This window comes from Streptantibioticus rubrisoli (assembly GCF_024436055.1).
Taxonomy (GTDB): Bacteria; Actinomycetota; Actinomycetes; order Streptomycetales; family Streptomycetaceae; genus Streptantibioticus_A; species Streptantibioticus_A rubrisoli.
This window is the reverse complement of the sequence record NZ_JANFNH010000002.1, coordinates 1-14,332: the sequence shown is the minus strand read 5'-3', so window position 1 is coordinate 14,332 and position 14,332 is coordinate 1. Positions and strand designations below refer to the sequence as shown.

Annotated in this window: 14 protein-coding genes; 2 read left to right on the top strand and 12 right to left on the bottom strand. The window is 71.2% G+C overall.

Annotation, left to right across the window (positions count from 1 at the left end):
* Window positions 1-197: 197 nt before the first annotated feature.
* Together NON19_RS03330 and NON19_RS03325 are read right to left on the bottom strand one after the other, a co-directional pair.
* Window positions 198-1,568 (bottom strand): C39 family peptidase, encoded by a 1,371-nt coding sequence (locus NON19_RS03330; RefSeq protein ID WP_255925040.1) that lies wholly within the window; start codon window positions 1,566-1,568, stop codon window positions 198-200.
* Window positions 1,569-1,657: 89 nt separating this feature from the next.
* Entirely contained in the window at window positions 1,658-2,788 is a 1,131-nt protein-coding gene (locus NON19_RS03325) for a M24 family metallopeptidase (protein ID WP_255925039.1), read from the bottom strand.
* A gap of 65 nt (window positions 2,789-2,853) precedes the next feature.
* Between NON19_RS03325 and NON19_RS03320 the strand changes: the two genes are divergently transcribed.
* Together NON19_RS03320 and NON19_RS03315 are read left to right on the top strand one after the other, a co-directional pair.
* A complete protein-coding gene (locus NON19_RS03320; protein WP_255925038.1) occupies window positions 2,854-3,456 on the top strand; it encodes a uridine kinase family protein in 603 nt (200 codons plus the stop codon).
* A 484-nt stretch (window positions 3,457-3,940) separates the two neighbouring features.
* The gene (locus NON19_RS03315; RefSeq protein ID WP_255925037.1) at window positions 3,941-5,827 is read left to right on the top strand and encodes an AAA family ATPase; all 1,887 of its coding nucleotides are present in this window, start codon (window positions 3,941-3,943) and stop codon (window positions 5,825-5,827) included.
* 51 nt (window positions 5,828-5,878) lie between these two features.
* Here the strand turns inward: NON19_RS03315 and NON19_RS03310 are convergent, their stop codons facing one another.
* The 10 genes from NON19_RS03310 to ribD all read right to left on the bottom strand — a co-directional run.
* Window positions 5,879-6,988, bottom strand: coding sequence for a hemolysin family protein (locus NON19_RS03310; RefSeq protein ID WP_255925036.1), 1,110 nt, complete (start codon window positions 6,986-6,988; stop codon window positions 5,879-5,881).
* Window positions 6,988-8,313 carry a hemolysin family protein gene (locus tag NON19_RS03305; RefSeq protein WP_255925035.1) on the bottom strand — a complete coding sequence of 442 codons (1,326 nt, stop codon included), beginning with the start codon at window positions 8,311-8,313 and terminating at the stop codon, window positions 6,988-6,990. The genes NON19_RS03310 and NON19_RS03305 overlap by 1 nt, the downstream gene beginning before the upstream one ends.
* A 215-nt stretch (window positions 8,314-8,528) precedes the next feature.
* Complete coding sequence (locus NON19_RS03300; RefSeq protein WP_255925034.1) at window positions 8,529-8,990, bottom strand: PH domain-containing protein; 462 nt, start codon at window positions 8,988-8,990, stop codon at window positions 8,529-8,531.
* Window positions 8,991-9,025: 35 nt separating this feature from the next.
* A complete protein-coding gene (gene hisG / locus NON19_RS03295) occupies window positions 9,026-9,874 on the bottom strand; it encodes an ATP phosphoribosyltransferase (protein WP_255925033.1) in 849 nt (282 codons plus the stop codon).
* Between the two features lie 48 nt (window positions 9,875-9,922).
* Window positions 9,923-10,195 carry a phosphoribosyl-ATP diphosphatase gene (locus tag NON19_RS03290; protein WP_255925032.1) on the bottom strand — a complete coding sequence of 91 codons (273 nt, stop codon included), beginning with the start codon at window positions 10,193-10,195 and terminating at the stop codon, window positions 9,923-9,925.
* A 34-nt stretch (window positions 10,196-10,229) separates the two neighbouring features.
* A complete protein-coding gene (gene ribH, locus NON19_RS03285; protein ID WP_255925031.1) occupies window positions 10,230-10,715 on the bottom strand; it encodes a 6,7-dimethyl-8-ribityllumazine synthase in 486 nt (161 codons plus the stop codon).
* A 56-nt stretch (window positions 10,716-10,771) separates the two neighbouring features.
* Window positions 10,772-12,055, bottom strand: a complete 1,284-nt coding sequence (locus NON19_RS03280; RefSeq protein ID WP_255925030.1) for a bifunctional 3,4-dihydroxy-2-butanone-4-phosphate synthase/GTP cyclohydrolase II — start codon at window positions 12,053-12,055, stop codon at window positions 10,772-10,774.
* Window positions 12,056-12,146: 91 nt separating this feature from the next.
* On the bottom strand, window positions 12,147-12,803 hold the full coding sequence (locus NON19_RS03275; protein WP_255925029.1) for a nicotinamide mononucleotide transporter family protein: 657 nt from the start codon (window positions 12,801-12,803) through the stop codon (window positions 12,147-12,149).
* Window positions 12,800-13,408, bottom strand: coding sequence for a riboflavin synthase (locus NON19_RS03270; protein ID WP_255925028.1), 609 nt, complete (start codon window positions 13,406-13,408; stop codon window positions 12,800-12,802). Before NON19_RS03270 ends, NON19_RS03275 begins: the two co-directional genes overlap by 4 nt.
* Window positions 13,409-14,332, bottom strand: a 924-nt coding sequence (gene ribD / locus NON19_RS03265) for a bifunctional diaminohydroxyphosphoribosylaminopyrimidine deaminase/5-amino-6-(5-phosphoribosylamino)uracil reductase RibD (protein ID WP_255925027.1), incomplete at its 5' end; no start/stop codon positions are given. It lies immediately after the preceding gene.

Here is a 14,332-nt window from a genome sequence, read left to right as displayed (position 1 = left end):
GCCCGCTTCGGTACCACGGCCGCGACGTGATCGTTCCCACCGGATGCCGGGCGGTAGGTGCGGATTGTGTGGACTGAGGTGTGGCGCGGCGGGGTTGGCACAGCCGACGCAGACGGATCCCTGGACGCTCCCTGGCGTCGCTGAGGCGAAAATCGTAGCCCCTCTCCGATGCGCTGGAGAGGGGCCCTACGTTTGGGTCAGCGGACGCCGACGTGAGCCAGTGCAGCCCTCTGACCAGGTGTGATCTCGGTGGGCCAGTAGAGGTAGCAAACACCGCCCGTACCGCCCACCACCTGGCCCTTCGCGTTGTAGCGCTTCGTCCGTAGCCAGATGTTCTCGAACTGGCGGCGTTTGTAGACGTGTCGGACCGCCGCGTCGTCGGGGCTGAACGGGTCGTTGGCGATCACGTCGCCGGTTGGTGTGAAGCCGACCACGCACATCAGATGGCCCGCGGTGCCGTAGCCCGCGCCGTCGAGTTCCGAGGCGAGGAAGGACTGGGACGTTATCACCGGGATGCCGTGCCGGATCAGCCGTTCCACGTCGTTCAGCGAGCGCAGTCGGGTGATCACCGCTTGCATCCCGGGGTAGCTCGCCGCGTACGCGGCGTTGAACGGCCAGTTGCCGCAGCCCTGGTACTGCCAGTCGTAGGTGTACCGGGCCGCCTGGTCGACCTGCGGGTCGGCGAACGCCGGGTTGACCCAGGCGAGTTGGGCGGGGGTGGGTCGGCGTCCCCAGTACTCGATCACCATCTGCGAGGAGGTCGGGCTGCACCAGGCCTCGCCACCGTTGTTGTACTCGGGGTACTGGCCCTTGTGGATCTCCTGCGAGTAGCGCGGTACCCGCAGTTCGTGTCCGGCGCCCTCGCCGGGCTTGGACGCGGGCACCGTGAACCGGTCGGGGACGGCGGAGGCCATGGCGCCGATCCGCCAGACGGTCGGGGTGAGGTGGGTGCGCGGGCGGCGGTAGAGGGTCAGCCGCAGCCGGTAGGAGACCAGCCGCAGCCCGCCCGCCGGGGTGTCGATGGCGAAGGTGTCGGTGGAGATGCCGCTCTTGCCGTCGTCCTGGCCGTCCACCGAGGTGCGCTTGATGTCGCCGTCGCCGGACGCCCAACGGCCCATCACGTACCACGGTGTGGAGCCGCCATCGCTGTAGGTTCCGTTCAACTCGGCCTGCAGCCAGGTGCCTTGGGGGGTGCGGGCGTTCCAGGAGGCGACCAGTTCGGTGGCGCCGAACGGCAGGGTGCGCACCGGGGAGGTCCAGGTGGCGTACTCCCAGGTGCTGGTGGTCTTGGTGTGCGGGTCGGTGTACTCGACGGTGCCGAGCGGACGGTCCAGCACGATGCCGGGGCGGCGCCCGGGTACCGCCCTGGTGCCCCGCCCGGCTCCGCAGCGCCAGTCGGTGTACGAGGTCCAGGCGTGGTAGTCCACGGAGGCCGCCTCCGAGCCGGGTGCGGGGGTGGCCGCCAGCCCCTTGGTGCCGCGTGGCTCGGCGGAAGCGCGCGTCGCGGCGGTGGTGGCGGCGGCGAGCGCGGTGACCAGGACGGTGCGGCGGGTCGTGGGTCTTGTCATATGGCGGAACCCCCTTGTCGGTGACGCGTCGGGTCGGTTCTGTCGGACAACTGTCGTACCGGGTAGGGCGGTTGGGCCATCCCCTGGGCTCAGGTAGGGAGTACGACCAGTTCCCGGCCGGTGACGTTGAGCCGTTCACCGCCGGTCTCGGTGACCACGGCGATGTCCTCGATCCGGGCGCCGAAGCGGCCCGGCAGGTAGATGCCCGGTTCGATGGAGAAGGCCATGCCCGGCTCCAGCGGCCGGTCGCTGGACGCCACGATGTACGGCTCTTCGTGGGTCTCCAGGCCGATGCCGTGCCCGGTGCGGTGCAGGAAGTGCTCGCCGTATCCGGCGTCCGCGATGATGTCCCGGCCGATCGCGTCGAGCTCCCGTGCGGTGAGCCCGGGGCGTACCGCCTCGGTCTGCGCCTGCTGGGCGCGCAGCAGCACCTCGTACAACTCGCGGAACTCCGCAGGTGGTTCGCCGACCGCGTAGGTGCGGGTGGAGTCCGAGCAGTAGCCTTCGGCCGTGGTGCCGCCGATGTCGACCACCACCGGGTCACCGGCCTTGATCACCCGGTCGGAGCCCTCGTGGTGCGGGCTGGCGCCGTTGGGCCCGGCGGCCACGATGGCGAAGTCGCAGGTGGTATGGCCCGCCTCGATGATCGCGTCGGCGATGTCCCGGGCCACCTCCCGTTCGGTGCGGCCGGGCCGCAGCCACTCGCCGATCCTGCGGTGCACCCGGTCGATGGCCGCCCCGGCCCGGCGCAGCGCCGCCACCTCGGCCGGGGTCTTGCGCATCCGCAGCTCCCGTAGCACCGCCCCTGCGAGGCTCTGCTCGGCGTGCGGCAACGCGGCACGGAACGCCAGCACCTTCTCCGCCCACATGTGGTCGTCCACCGCGATCCGCGCGCTGCCCTTGGGCAGCCGGTCGGCGACCAGTGCGTAGGGGTCCTCGGTCTCCGCCCAGCCGACGATCTCGATGCCGAGCCCGCCGACCGGTGAGGCCTCGGCCGCCGCCTTCTCCAGGGCGGGCACCACCAGCACCGGGTCGCCCTGGACCGGGCAGACCAGGCAGGTCAGCCGTTCCAGCGGCAGCGCGTGGTACCCGGTCAGGTACCGCAGGTCGGCACCGGGTGAGATGAGCAGCGCGTCCAGTCCGGCAGCGGCGGCGGCCCGACAGGCCTTGGCGACGCGGTCGGCGGGGTGGAGGTCGTCGCGGGAGTCAGTCACGGCCATACCGTAATCGCCGCCCGTCCAGGGCGCATCGGGGCCGTCCCGGGACGCGCCGTAGGCTGATCGCGATGGACCAACCCGATGCCCCCTCCCCCACCCTGTCCCGGCTCGCCACCCAGCTGCGCGCGCTGCCGCCGTCCTGCGGCCCGGTGCGGCTGGTCGCGGTGGACGGGCACGCCGGTTCCGGCAAGAGCACCTTCGCCGCCCGGCTGGCCGCCGCGCTCGACGGGGCGCCCGTGGTGCGTCTGGACGACCTCGCCACCCATGAGGAGCTCTTCGGGTGGACCGGGCGGCTGCGTGAGCAGGTGCTGGAGCCGCTGGCCCGGGGGGCCGCGGCGCGGTACGCGGTCTACGACTGGACCGCGGCCCGGTTCGCCTCGTTCGCTTCGGTGCCGTGCGCGCCGGTGGTGCTGATCGAGGGCGTCGGGGCCGGGCGACAGGAGGTGCGGCCGTTACTGGCGGGACTGGTGTGGATGGAGTTTCCCCGGGAGCGCGCCTGGGAGCGGGGGCGGCACCGCGACGGCCCGGACCTGCGTGACTTCTGGCACGGCTGGGCGCGGGCCGAGGCCGATCACTTCGCGGCCGATCCGTCTCGTCCTTTCGCCGATCTGCTGGTACTGCAGAGGTCGGATGGATATGAGGTACTCCCGGGGCCGATGTGTCGATCCTGAACGCCCTTGCTCCTTACGCACGGTGACAATACGCGGCCGGTGAGCTGCGAAGGCGGAACGTCTGGCACCAAGTGTCCGGTGGCGGCTTGACCTGGGGGGCGTACAGGACTTACGTTCTGAATGCGCGGTCGGCAGCCGACCGCCCGATGACACGAAGCCCCCGGTTGTTCCCCCGTGACCGGGGGCTTCGTCCTGTTCCGGCTCCATGGGATGTCCCTTTAGTCGGATTCGTTCTCACACTGCGTCACGGTCCGCCCAGTGCCTTTCCGCGGCGGCCGGTTCGCCATCCGTAACCTGAGAGAGCGGTGCGCCGCTCTCTGCCCCGCGCAACACCGCAGGTACGATGCCGAAGGGGGCGGCTTCGCGGTCCGCTCCCGCGCCAACTTCCTTGGCGGCTAGGCCCGTTCGACATCAGCACAGTTCGACAGGACCGTTCGCAGGGGTGGCGTTGACAGGCCACGGGGGCACGGTTGTGGGGGACCTGATGAACTTCGGTACTGAGCGCTCCGGCGGCCCCGCCGATCTGGCGTGGCTGCGCGCCGTCGACGCCTGCACGGTGGGAGCGTACGCGCACGCCGAGGAGGAGTTCCGGGCGGCGGTGCGGCAGGATCCCGGGATGGCCGACGCCTGGCTGGGACTGCACGCCCTGCGCACCGACACCTCCACCGCCCTGCTGCGGATGTACCGGCACCGGGAGCGGTTCGGCGAGCAGCGCAAACGTCACAACCGCTCGCTCAACTCCTGGTACTGGCTGGGCTGGTGGGTGCAGCCGGTGCTGGAGTCACCGCGCGACCTGTTACTGGCCCATGCCTCGCACTGGCTGGACGGCCGCCATGTGGCCGATCTGGACCGGGCGTTGGCCGAGTGCCCGCCGGTGGACACCGATCCTCAGGTCCGCTTCCTGCACGCCTGCCGGGCGTACCTGGTAAAGGACTGGGAGCAGCTGGTGCGGCACACCGAGCCGCTGCTGGACGATCCCGTGCTGGGCATAGAAGCGGGCCTGTTCGGCGGCATGGCCCGGGTACGGCTGGAGATGTGCGGGCAGGCCGAGCCACTGCTGGCCGCCGCGCTGATGCGTTGCCGCAGCGAACTGCCGCAGCGCAAGGAGCTGCGCTACTGGCTGGGGCGCGCCTACGAGGGCACCGGCCGCTCCGCCGCCGCGCTGCCGCTGTACCGGGCGGTGCACCGGGTGGATCCCACCTTCATGGACACCGCCGCCCGGCTGGCGGCGATCAACGAGGCGGAGGACGGCCTGGACGAGGCGCAGGACCTGGCGACCGTGACGCTCGCCGGAGTCGGCCAGTCCGGCCCCGACGGCGTACCGGACGGCGACCAGGCCCCGCTCCCCGACACCGACCCCGGCCGCACGTCCGACAGCCCCGCGGCGGCGGGGTCCTCCCCCGCCTCCGCACCGGTGGACGACGACGCGGTACGGGAGAAGGCGGTACTGCCGGTGGCCCCGATACCACCGGAGATACCCCTGGGCACGCCGGATCCGGTACTACTGGCCAACGCGCTGGCCGAGTTGGAGCGGATGGTCGGTCTGGAACCGGTCAAACGGCAGGTCAAGGCGCTCTCCGCGCAGTTGCGGATGGCCCGGCTACGGGCTGGTCAGGGGCTGCCGGTGCAGCCGCCGAAGCGGCACTTCGTCTTCTCCGGCCCGTCGGGCACCGGCAAGACCACGGTGGCGCGGATCCTCGGCCGGGTCTTCTTCGCGCTCGGGCTGCTCGGCGGCGACCATCTGGTGGAGGCCCAACGGGCCGATCTGGTCGGCGAGTTCCTGGGACAGACGGCGGTCAAGGCCAATGAACTCATCGACTCCGCGCTGGGCGGCGTACTGTTCGTGGACGAGGCGTACAGCCTGTCCAACTCCGGTTACAGCAAGGGCGACGCGTATGGCGAAGAGGCGTTGCAGGTGCTGCTGAAGCGGGCCGAGGACAACCGGGACCGGCTGGTGGTGATCCTCGCCGGATACCCCGAGGGGATGGACCGACTGCTCGCCGCCAATCCCGGTCTCAGCTCACGGTTCACCACCCGGGTGGACTTCCCCAGTTACCGGCCCCTGGAACTGACGAAGATCGGCGAGGTACTGGCCGCCGATGGCGGGGACCGCTGGGACGAGGAGGCCCTGGACGAGCTGCGCAGCATCGCGGGCCATGTGGTGGCTCAGGGCTGGATCGACGAGCTGGGCAACGGGCGCTTTCTGCGCACGTTGTACGAGAAGAGCTGCGCGTACCGCGACCTGCGGCTCTCGACGTACGGGGGCACGCCCACCCGCGTGGACCTGTCCACGCTTCGGCTTCCGGACCTGATGCAGGCCTACGGCGAAGTCCTCTCGGGGCGTGGCCCCGGCCAATCCCCACTGGAATAGAGGGGTTCCAGGGGGCTCCGGCCCCCTGGAGCCCCCGCCGGGGGCTGCGCTCTAGCCCACCGCCACCCCCGACGTGACATCAGCCGCCACGGCGGCGGGCTGCTCCGGCGCCCTGCGGGCCGTAGGCGCCCGGTGGGCGGGGTCCCGTACCTCGCCGACCAGCACCTCCAGCACGTCCTCCAGCGCCACCAGGCCCAGCGTGCGGCCGTCAGCGTCACTGACGGCCGCCAGGTGGGAGGCCGCCCGCCGCATGGCGGTCAGCGCGTCGTCCAGCGGGAGTTCGGCCCGTAGCGTGGTCATCGGGCGCCACAGGCGGCGCGGGACCGGGCGGTCGCCCTCGTCCGTCTCCTGGAGTTCCAGCACGTCCTTGACGTGGAGGTAACCGAGGAACGTCCCGTCGGGTCCGGCCACCGGGAAGCGCGAGTACCCGGTGCGGACAGTGAGTTGCTCGACCTCGAACGGTGTGACGTCAGGCCCCACCGTCACCAGCGCCGACGGCTCCAGCAGTACGTCGGTGACCGGTCGGGTGCCCAACTCCAGTGCGTCCTCAAGGCGTTCGAGGTGGCCGGGATCGAGCAGTCCAGCCTGCCGGGAGTCCGCCAGCAGATGGCTGAGCTGCTCGCTGGTGAACGCCGCCTCGATCTCGTCCCGCGGCTCCACCCGGAACAGCTTGAGCACCAGCCGCGCGCAAGCGCCCAGCACCACGATCACCGGCCGGAACAGCCCGGCGAAGGCGACCAGTCCGGGCCCCAGCCACAGCGCCGTCTTCTCCGGCGCGGCCATCGCCAGGTTCTTCGGTACCAACTCGCCGATGACCAGGTGGAAGAAGACCACCAGGGCGAGCGCGATCACATAGCCGATCGGATGCACCAGTTCCGCGGGCACCCGCACCGCGGCGAACACCGGCTCAAGCAGCGCCGCGACAGTGGGCTCGGCCACCGCGCCGAGGGTCAACGAGCAGACGGTGACGCCGAACTGCGCGGCGGCCATCATCTGCGGCAGGCTCTCCAGCCCGTGCAGCACGGTACGGGCCCGCCGCTGCCGCTCCGCGAGCGGCTCGACCTGGCTGCGCCGCACCGAGACCATGGCGAACTCGGCGCCCACGAAGAACCCGTTGCCCAGCACCAGCAGTACCGCGAGCAGAAGTTGGAGGAAACTCATCACTCCTCCTCCTGCCCATCACCGGTGCGCACCAGGCGTATCCGTTCGGCCCGGTGGTGCACCACCTCGCGCACCCGCAGCTCCCAGCCGGGCAGCCGGGCGATGTCACCGGGCCGCGGAATCCGGCCGAGCAGATCGGCGACCAGTCCGGCCACCGTCTCGTACGGTCCCTGCGGCACGTCGAGCCCGATCCTGGCCAGCACGTCGGCCCGGCAGCTGCCGTCCGCGTCCCACGCGGGGTGGCCGTCCTGGGCCGGGGCCTGCGCCAGTTCGGGGGTGTCGGCGCCCTCGTGGTCGTGCTCGTCACGCACCTCGCCGACCAGTTCCTCCACGATGTCCTCCAGCGTCACCACACCCGCGGTGCCGCCGTACTCGTCGACCACCACGGCCATCGGCTGCTCGCTGCGCAACCGCTCCAGCAGCGGCTGTACCGGCAGCGTCTCCGGGACCAGCAGCGGGGCCACCGCGATCCGGCCCACCGGGGTGGTGGCCCGCAGATGGGCGGGGACGGCGAGGGCGTCCTTGAGGTGGACCACGCCGACCACCTCGTCCAGCCGCTCCCGGTAGACCGGGAAGCGGGACAGACCGGTCGCCCTGGTCAGGTTGAGCACGTCGGCGGCGGTCGTGGTGTCGTCCAGGGCACTGACCTTGACCCGTGCGGTCATCACCGACTGGGCGGTCAGCTCACCGAGGTTGATGGTGCGCACGAAAAGGTCGGCGGTGTCCTCCTCGATGGCACCGGCGCGCGCCGAGTGGCGGGCCAGCGACACCAGTTCGGTGGGGGTGCGGGCGGACGCCAGCTCGTCGGCGGGCTCCACGCCCATGGCGCGCACCAGTCGGTTGGCGGCCGAGTTGAGTATCTGGATGACCGGCCGAAAGGCCCGGGAGAACGCCCGCTGCGGGCCGGCCACCATCCGGGCCACCTGCAGCGGCCGGGAGACGGCCCAGTTCTTGGGCACCAGCTCACCGATGACCATCTGCACCGCCGAGGCGGCGATCATGCCCAGCACCACGGCCACCCCGGGCGCCACCGCGTCCGGCAGCCCGATCGCGGTGAGCGGGCCGGTGAGCAGCCGGGCCAGCGCGGGCTCGGCGAGCATGCCGACCACCAGCGAGGTGATGGTGATGCCCAGCTGGGTCCCGGAGAGTTGGAAGGAGAGCTTGCGCAGGGCCGCGACCACACTGCGGGCCCGTCGGTCCCCGCCCGCCGCGGCCCGCTCGGCCTCCGGCCGTTCCACGGTGACCAGGCCGAACTCGGCGGCCACGAAGAACCCGTTGGCGAGGATGAGGAGAAGTGCCGCACCGAGCAGCAGGAGGGAACTCATGCCGCCACCACCACGCATGAAGCGTTCACAGCGGAGGCGGCGCAGGTACTACAGGACGATTCGTCCATCGCCGGTTAGGTGTCACTCCTTGGATCGTTCCGGTATCCCCCGCGGCGTAGCGGGGTGGGCGCCCACGCGCCATGCACCACAAGAGTAGTCAAGCCGCGGCCCCCAAAGGGAGGCCCGCCCACGCCATCAGGGCGTTATGTCCGGTTTCACCGGCGGTCGTGGCCGCCGGTTCCGTACGCGTCGGCGAGCGCGCGCAGCTGCCGGGCGTGCCGTAGCGCCTGTTCCTTGGCCATTCCCGGCTGGATGCCCATCGCGGCCAGGCTGGTGCCGTCGGCGAGGTCGAGATAGACCCATGGATCACCCGCACGCAGGTTGACGCGCAGCACCTCGGCCCATTCCAGGCGGCGCCTGGTGGTGAGGTTGACGACGGTCACGCCGTCGCGGTCGGCGACCACCCTGGGGCGGCTGAGCAGCACCAGCAGGGCGAAGATCAGCAGCCCGGTACCGATCATGGTGGAGCGGTCGGTCGCCGCCCAGGGATCCGGCATCGCCAGCGCGACGACGGTGAACGTGACCAGCATCACACTGCCGACCGACAGCAGGACCGCCCGGGTCCTGGTGGGCCGGAAGGTCACCGGCAACTCGGGCAGCGGATCGCAAGCGGGCATCTCGGCTGGCTTCCCGGTGCGGGGAGAGGCGGCGGTCACAGGCGGCAGGCGTGGATGCCGGTGGTCAGAATGGCACGGGCGCCCAGCTCGTACAGGTCGTCCATGATCCGCTGGGCGTCGCGGGACGGCACCATGGAGCGGACCGCGACCCAGCCCTCGTGGTGCAGCGGGGAGATGGTCGGCGACTCAAGGCCCGGGGTGAGGGCGACCGCCGCCTCGACCTTCTCGGCCCGGATGTCGTAGTCCATCATCACGTACCGCCGGGCCACCAGGACGCCCTGCATCCGCCGGAGGAACTGCTGGACCTTGGGGTCGTCGGTGGGCGCGCCGGTGCGGCGGATGACCACCGCCTCGGACTCCAGGATCGGCTCGCCGATGATCTCCAGGCCCGCGTTGCGCAGCGTGGTGCCGGTCTCCACCACGTCCGCGATGATCTCGGCGACGCCGAGCTGGATGGCGGTCTCCACGGCGCCGTCGAGGTGGACCACGGAGGCGTCCACCCCGTTGTCGGCGAGGTGCTTCTCGACCAGTCCGGCGAAGGAGGTGGCGATCGTCATGCCGCCGAACTCCTTGACGCTGCTGGCGGTGCCGGGCCGGGTGGCGTACCGGAACGTGGAGGCGGCGAAGCCGAGCTGCATGATCTCCTCGGCCTGCGCGCCGGAGTCCAGCAGCAGGTCCCGGCCGGTGATGCCGATGTCGAGGCGGCCGGAGCCGACGTACACGGCGATGTCCCGCGGGCGCAGGAAGAAGAACTCGACCTGGTTCTCCGCGTCGACCAGCACCAGTTCCCTGCGGTCCTTGCGCTGCCGGTAGCCCGCCTCATGCAGCATCGCCGACGCAGGCTCGGACAGAGAACCCTTGTTGGGGACGGCGATGCGCAGCATGGGAAGGCTTCCTTCGATGAGTGCTGGTGGCGTACGGACAGAGGACGCTTACAGGTGAGCGTATACATCGTCCAGGGAGATTCCCCGGGCGACCATCATCACCTGAAGGTGGTACAGCAGCTGGGAGATCTCCTCGGCGGTGCGATCGGTGCCCTCGTGCTCGGCGGCCATCCACACCTCGGCGGCCTCCTCGACCACCTTCTTGCCGATGGTGTGCACGCCCGCCTTGACCAGTTCGGCGGTACGCGACGTGTTCGGGTCGCCGGTGGCGGCCTTGTGCTGGAGCTCGGCGAAGAGTTCCTCGAATGTCTTGTTGGCCATGGTGGTCACACTCTACGTGCTGCGGCCCCGGCAGTTAGCGCCAGGGCTCGGAAACCGACCGGAGAGTCGCCGCCGTCGCCACCGCCGCGGTGACCGCCTCATGCCCCTTGTCCTCAGCGGAGCCGGGCAGTCCGGCGCGGTCCAGCGCCTGCGCCTCGGTGTCGCAGGTCAACACGCCGAAGCCGATCGGCACTCCGGTGTCCACCGACACCTGGGTGAGCCCGGTGGTCACCCCCTGGCAGACGTAGTCGAAGTGCGGGGTGCCGCCACGGATCACCACGCCGAGCGCGACCACCGCGTCATAGCCGCGACCGGCCAACGCCTTGGCGACGACCGGGAGTTCGAAGCTGCCGGGTACCCGCAGCAGGGTCGGCTCGTCGATGCCCAGTTCGTGCAGTGCGCGCAGCGCACCGTCGACCAGTCCGTCCATCACCTGCTGGTGCCACTGCGCCGCGACCACGGCGACCCGCAGGTCACCACAGTTCTTCACGCTCAGCTCTGGGGCGCCCTTACCGCTCACGTCTCTCCTTAGGTGGGGTCCAGGGGACTGTGTCCCCGGGGAAAACTAAACGCCGGTCACTGGTTTCCGCACGCGCCGGTCGGCGCGGCGGCGTCGAGCCACGGCAGCTCATGGCCCATCCGGTCGCGCTTGGTGCGCAGGTACCGCAGATTGTGCTCCCCCGCCTGCACCGGCATCGGCTCCCGGCCGGTGACCCGCAGACCGTGTGCGGTCAACGCGGCCTCCTTCTGCGGGTTGTTGGTCAGCAGCCGCAGCGATCTGACGCCGAGGTCGGCCAGGATCTGGGCGCCCGCGGCGTAGTCGCGGGAGTCGGCGGGCAGTCCGAGTTCCAGGTTGGCGTCCAGCGTGTCGCGCCCGCGCTCCTGGAGCTCGTACGCGCGCAGCTTGTGCAGCAGACCGATGCCGCGGCCCTCGTGCCCGCGCAGGTAGACCACCACGCCACGGCCCTCGGCGGCCACCCTTCGCATCGACTCCTGCAACTGCGGCCCGCAGTCGCAGCGCAGCGAGTGGAAGACGTCGCCGGTCAGGCACTCGGAGTGCATCCGCACCAGCACGTCCTCGCCCTGGCCGAGCTCGCCGTACACCAGCGCGATGTGCTCCACGCCGTCGACGGTGCTGCGGTAGCCGTAGGCGCGGAAGTCGCCGAACTCGGTGGGCAGCGAGGTGCTCGCCTCACGGCGCACGGTGGGCTCGTTGGCCCTGCGGTAGGCGATCAGGTCCGCGATGGAGATGATCACCAGGCCGTGCTTGCGGGCGAACGGCACCAGTTCGGGCAGCCGGGCCATGGTGCCGTCCTCGTTGGCGATCTCGCAGATGGCCGCGGCCGGACGCAGCCCCGCCAGTCGGGCCAGGTCAACCCCCGCCTCGGTGTGTCCGTCGCGGGTGAGCACACCGCCGGAGCGGGCACGCAGCGGGAAGATGTGTCCGGGGCGCACGAAGTCGGTGGGCACGCTGTCGGGGTTGGCGAGCATCCGCAAGGTGGCGGCCCGGTCGGCGGCGGAGATGCCGGTGGTGGTGCCGTGTTCGGGGGCCACGTCGACGGAGACGGTGAAGGCGGTGCGCATCGACTCGGTGTTCTGCTGCACCATCTGCGGCAGGTCGAGCCGGTCCAGGTCGGGAGCCTCCAAAGGGGCGCAGATCAGGCCGCGGCACTCGGTCATCATGAAGGCGACGAGTTCGGGGGTGGCCAGCTCCGCGGCGAAGACCAGGTCGCCCTCGTTCTCCCGGTCCTCGTCGTCCACCACCACGACCGGGCGTCCGGCCGCGATCTCGGCGATCGCCCGCTCGACGGGATCCAGGGCGAACCCGTCGCCGTCGTACCAGCTGTGCAGCGCGGTCATGCTGTGCCCCCTGTGTTCGCTTCTCCGCCCTCGCGGCGCGAAGGCGCGGCTTTCACTGTCATGTGCGGCCCGGCGGCCGCGAGCGCGACGCTCACGCGGCAGCTCCTTCCAATACGCTCCCGGTTCGGGTCCGGAGCACCCGGGTGCGCAGCCACCAGGCGCGCATGCCCGCGATCACGAGAATGAAGTAGACGACGTAGACGAGGGCGGAGAAGACCAGGCCGCTGCTGAACGCCAGCGGTACGCCGACCAGGTCCACCGCGAGCCAGGCGAACCAGAACTCGACCCAGCCACGCGCCTGCGCCACCATCGCGGCGAGGGTGCCGACGAATATGTAGGCGTCCGGCCAGGGGTTCCAGGACAGTGCCGGGTACGCCGTGAACAGCCCGCCGACCAGCAGCGTGCCGAGCGCCAACCCGGCGGCCAGCAGGCCGCGCTCCCGCCAGCTGGCGAAGCGCACCGCGACATCGCCCTCGGCGCGCAGCCCGCGCCGCCACCGCGCCCAGCCCCACAACGCCACGGTGATGACCACGAGTTGCTTGCCGATGCCGCCGCTGAGGTGGGCGGTGGCGTACGCGACGACCAGGATCAGCCCGGAGAGCAACTGCGCGGGCCAGCTCCACACCGAGCGGCGCCAGCCCAGCGCGAGCGCGGCCAGGCCGAGCACGTTGCCGATCATGTCGGACCAGATGATGTGCTGTCCCAGCACCGAGAAGGCCTGGCCGGACAACCAGTTCAAGGCACTCACTTGGCCACGTCCCCGGTTCTGTCGCCCAGCAGTCGCTCAACGTACTTGGCGAGCACGTCCACTTCGAGGTTGACCGGGTCGCCGGGCTGCTTGATGCCGAGGGTGGTCAGCGAGAGCGTGGTGGGGATCAGGCTGACGGTGAAGTAGTCGTCGGCCGCCTCGACCACGGTGAGGCTGATGCCGTCCACCGTGATCGACCCCTTCTCCACCACGTATCGCGAAAGTTCCTTCGGCAGCGAGACCTTGACGATCTCCCAGTGCTCGGCGGGGGTGCGCTCCACGATGGTGCCGGTGCCGTCGACGTGCCCCTGGACGAGGTGTCCGCCGAGCCTTCCGCCGAGCGCCATCGGCCGCTCCAGGTTGACCCGGGAGCCGGTGCGCAGCGCGCCCAGGCTGGAGCGGTGCAACGTTTCGGCCATCACGTCGGCGGTGAAGGCGCCGTCCGCGGTCTCCACGACCGTGAGGCATACGCCGTTGACCGCGATCGAGTCGCCGTGCTTGGCGTCCTGGGTGACGACCGGGCCGCGCAGGGTGAAGCGTGAGGCGTCGCCCAGGTCGGCCACGGCGACGACCTCGCCCAGTTCTTCGACGATTCCGGTGAACACTCAGTTCTCCTTGGCGGTTTCGGCGACCCGAAGGTGGTCGGGGGACGGGTAGGCGGTGATGCGGATGTCGGGGCCGATCGGCTGCACGTCGGCCACATCGAGCCGCAACGCCCGTTCGATGGTGGGGATTCCGGCGTCGGCGAGGGCGGCGGGCCCGGCGCCGAGCAGTGCGGGGGCGATGTACCCGATGACCTTGTCGACCAGCCCGGCCGCCAGGAAGGCACCCGCGAGGGTGGGCCCGCCCTCCAGCAGTACGGACCGCACATCGCGCTGGTACAACGCGCTGAGCAGGGCGTACGGGTCGAGCCCGCGCCCCTCGGCGGCCCGCGGCAGCCGGAGCACCTCGGCGTTGAGGTGGCCGGTTTCGGCGTCCTCGGCGACCGCCACCAGGGTGGGCGCGGCCGAGTCCAGCACCCGTGCGTCGGGGCTGATGGTGGCCTCGGTGTCCACCACGACCCGCAGCGGCTGGGTGATGTCACCGTCGACGCCGCGCACCGCGAGGTGCGGGTCGTCGGCGCGCAGGGTGCCGGAGCCGACCAGCACCGCGTCGGACTCGGCGCGCAGCCGGTGCACCTCGGCCCGGGCCTGGGGCGCGGTGATCCAGCGGCTGGTTCCGTCGGCGGCGGCGCTGCGGCCGTCCAGCGTGGCGGCGTACTTCCAGGTCACGAAGGGCCACTGGCGCTCAGTGGCGGTCAGCCATGCCTCGTTGCCGCGGGCCGCGGCCTCGGCGAGCAGACCGCCCTCCACGTCGATGCCCGCGGCGCGCAGGGTGGCGGCGCCGCCGGTGGCGGTGGGCGTGGGGTCGGCGACGGCGTGGACGACCCGGGCGACTCCGTCGGCGATCAGCGCCTGGGCGCAGGGGCCGGTACGGCCGGTGTGGTTGCAGGGTTCCAGGGTGACGTCGGCGGTTCCGCCCGCGGCCCG

What these genes read in the sequence shown, in the direction of transcription:
- NON19_RS03330 (WP_255925040.1), bottom strand. Translation starts at nt 1,568, where the DNA reads ATGACAAGACCCACGACCCGCCGCACCGTCCTGGTCACCGCGCTCGCC.
- NON19_RS03325 (WP_255925039.1), bottom strand. Translation starts at nt 2,788, where the DNA reads ATGGCCGTGACTGACTCCCGCGACGACCTCCACCCCGCCGACCGCGTC.
- NON19_RS03320 (WP_255925038.1), top strand. Translation starts at nt 2,854, where the DNA reads ATGGACCAACCCGATGCCCCCTCCCCCACCCTGTCCCGGCTCGCCACC.
- NON19_RS03315 (WP_255925037.1), top strand. Translation starts at nt 3,941, where the DNA reads ATGAACTTCGGTACTGAGCGCTCCGGCGGCCCCGCCGATCTGGCGTGG.
- NON19_RS03310 (WP_255925036.1), bottom strand. Translation starts at nt 6,988, where the DNA reads ATGAGTTTCCTCCAACTTCTGCTCGCGGTACTGCTGGTGCTGGGCAAC.
- NON19_RS03305 (WP_255925035.1), bottom strand. Translation starts at nt 8,313, where the DNA reads ATGAGTTCCCTCCTGCTGCTCGGTGCGGCACTTCTCCTCATCCTCGCC.
- NON19_RS03300 (WP_255925034.1), bottom strand. Translation starts at nt 8,990, where the DNA reads ATGCCCGCTTGCGATCCGCTGCCCGAGTTGCCGGTGACCTTCCGGCCC.
- hisG (WP_255925033.1), bottom strand. Translation starts at nt 9,874, where the DNA reads ATGCTGCGCATCGCCGTCCCCAACAAGGGTTCTCTGTCCGAGCCTGCG.
- NON19_RS03290 (WP_255925032.1), bottom strand. Translation starts at nt 10,195, where the DNA reads ATGGCCAACAAGACATTCGAGGAACTCTTCGCCGAGCTCCAGCACAAG.
- NON19_RS03280 (WP_255925030.1), bottom strand. Translation starts at nt 12,055, where the DNA reads ATGACCGCGCTGCACAGCTGGTACGACGGCGACGGGTTCGCCCTGGAT.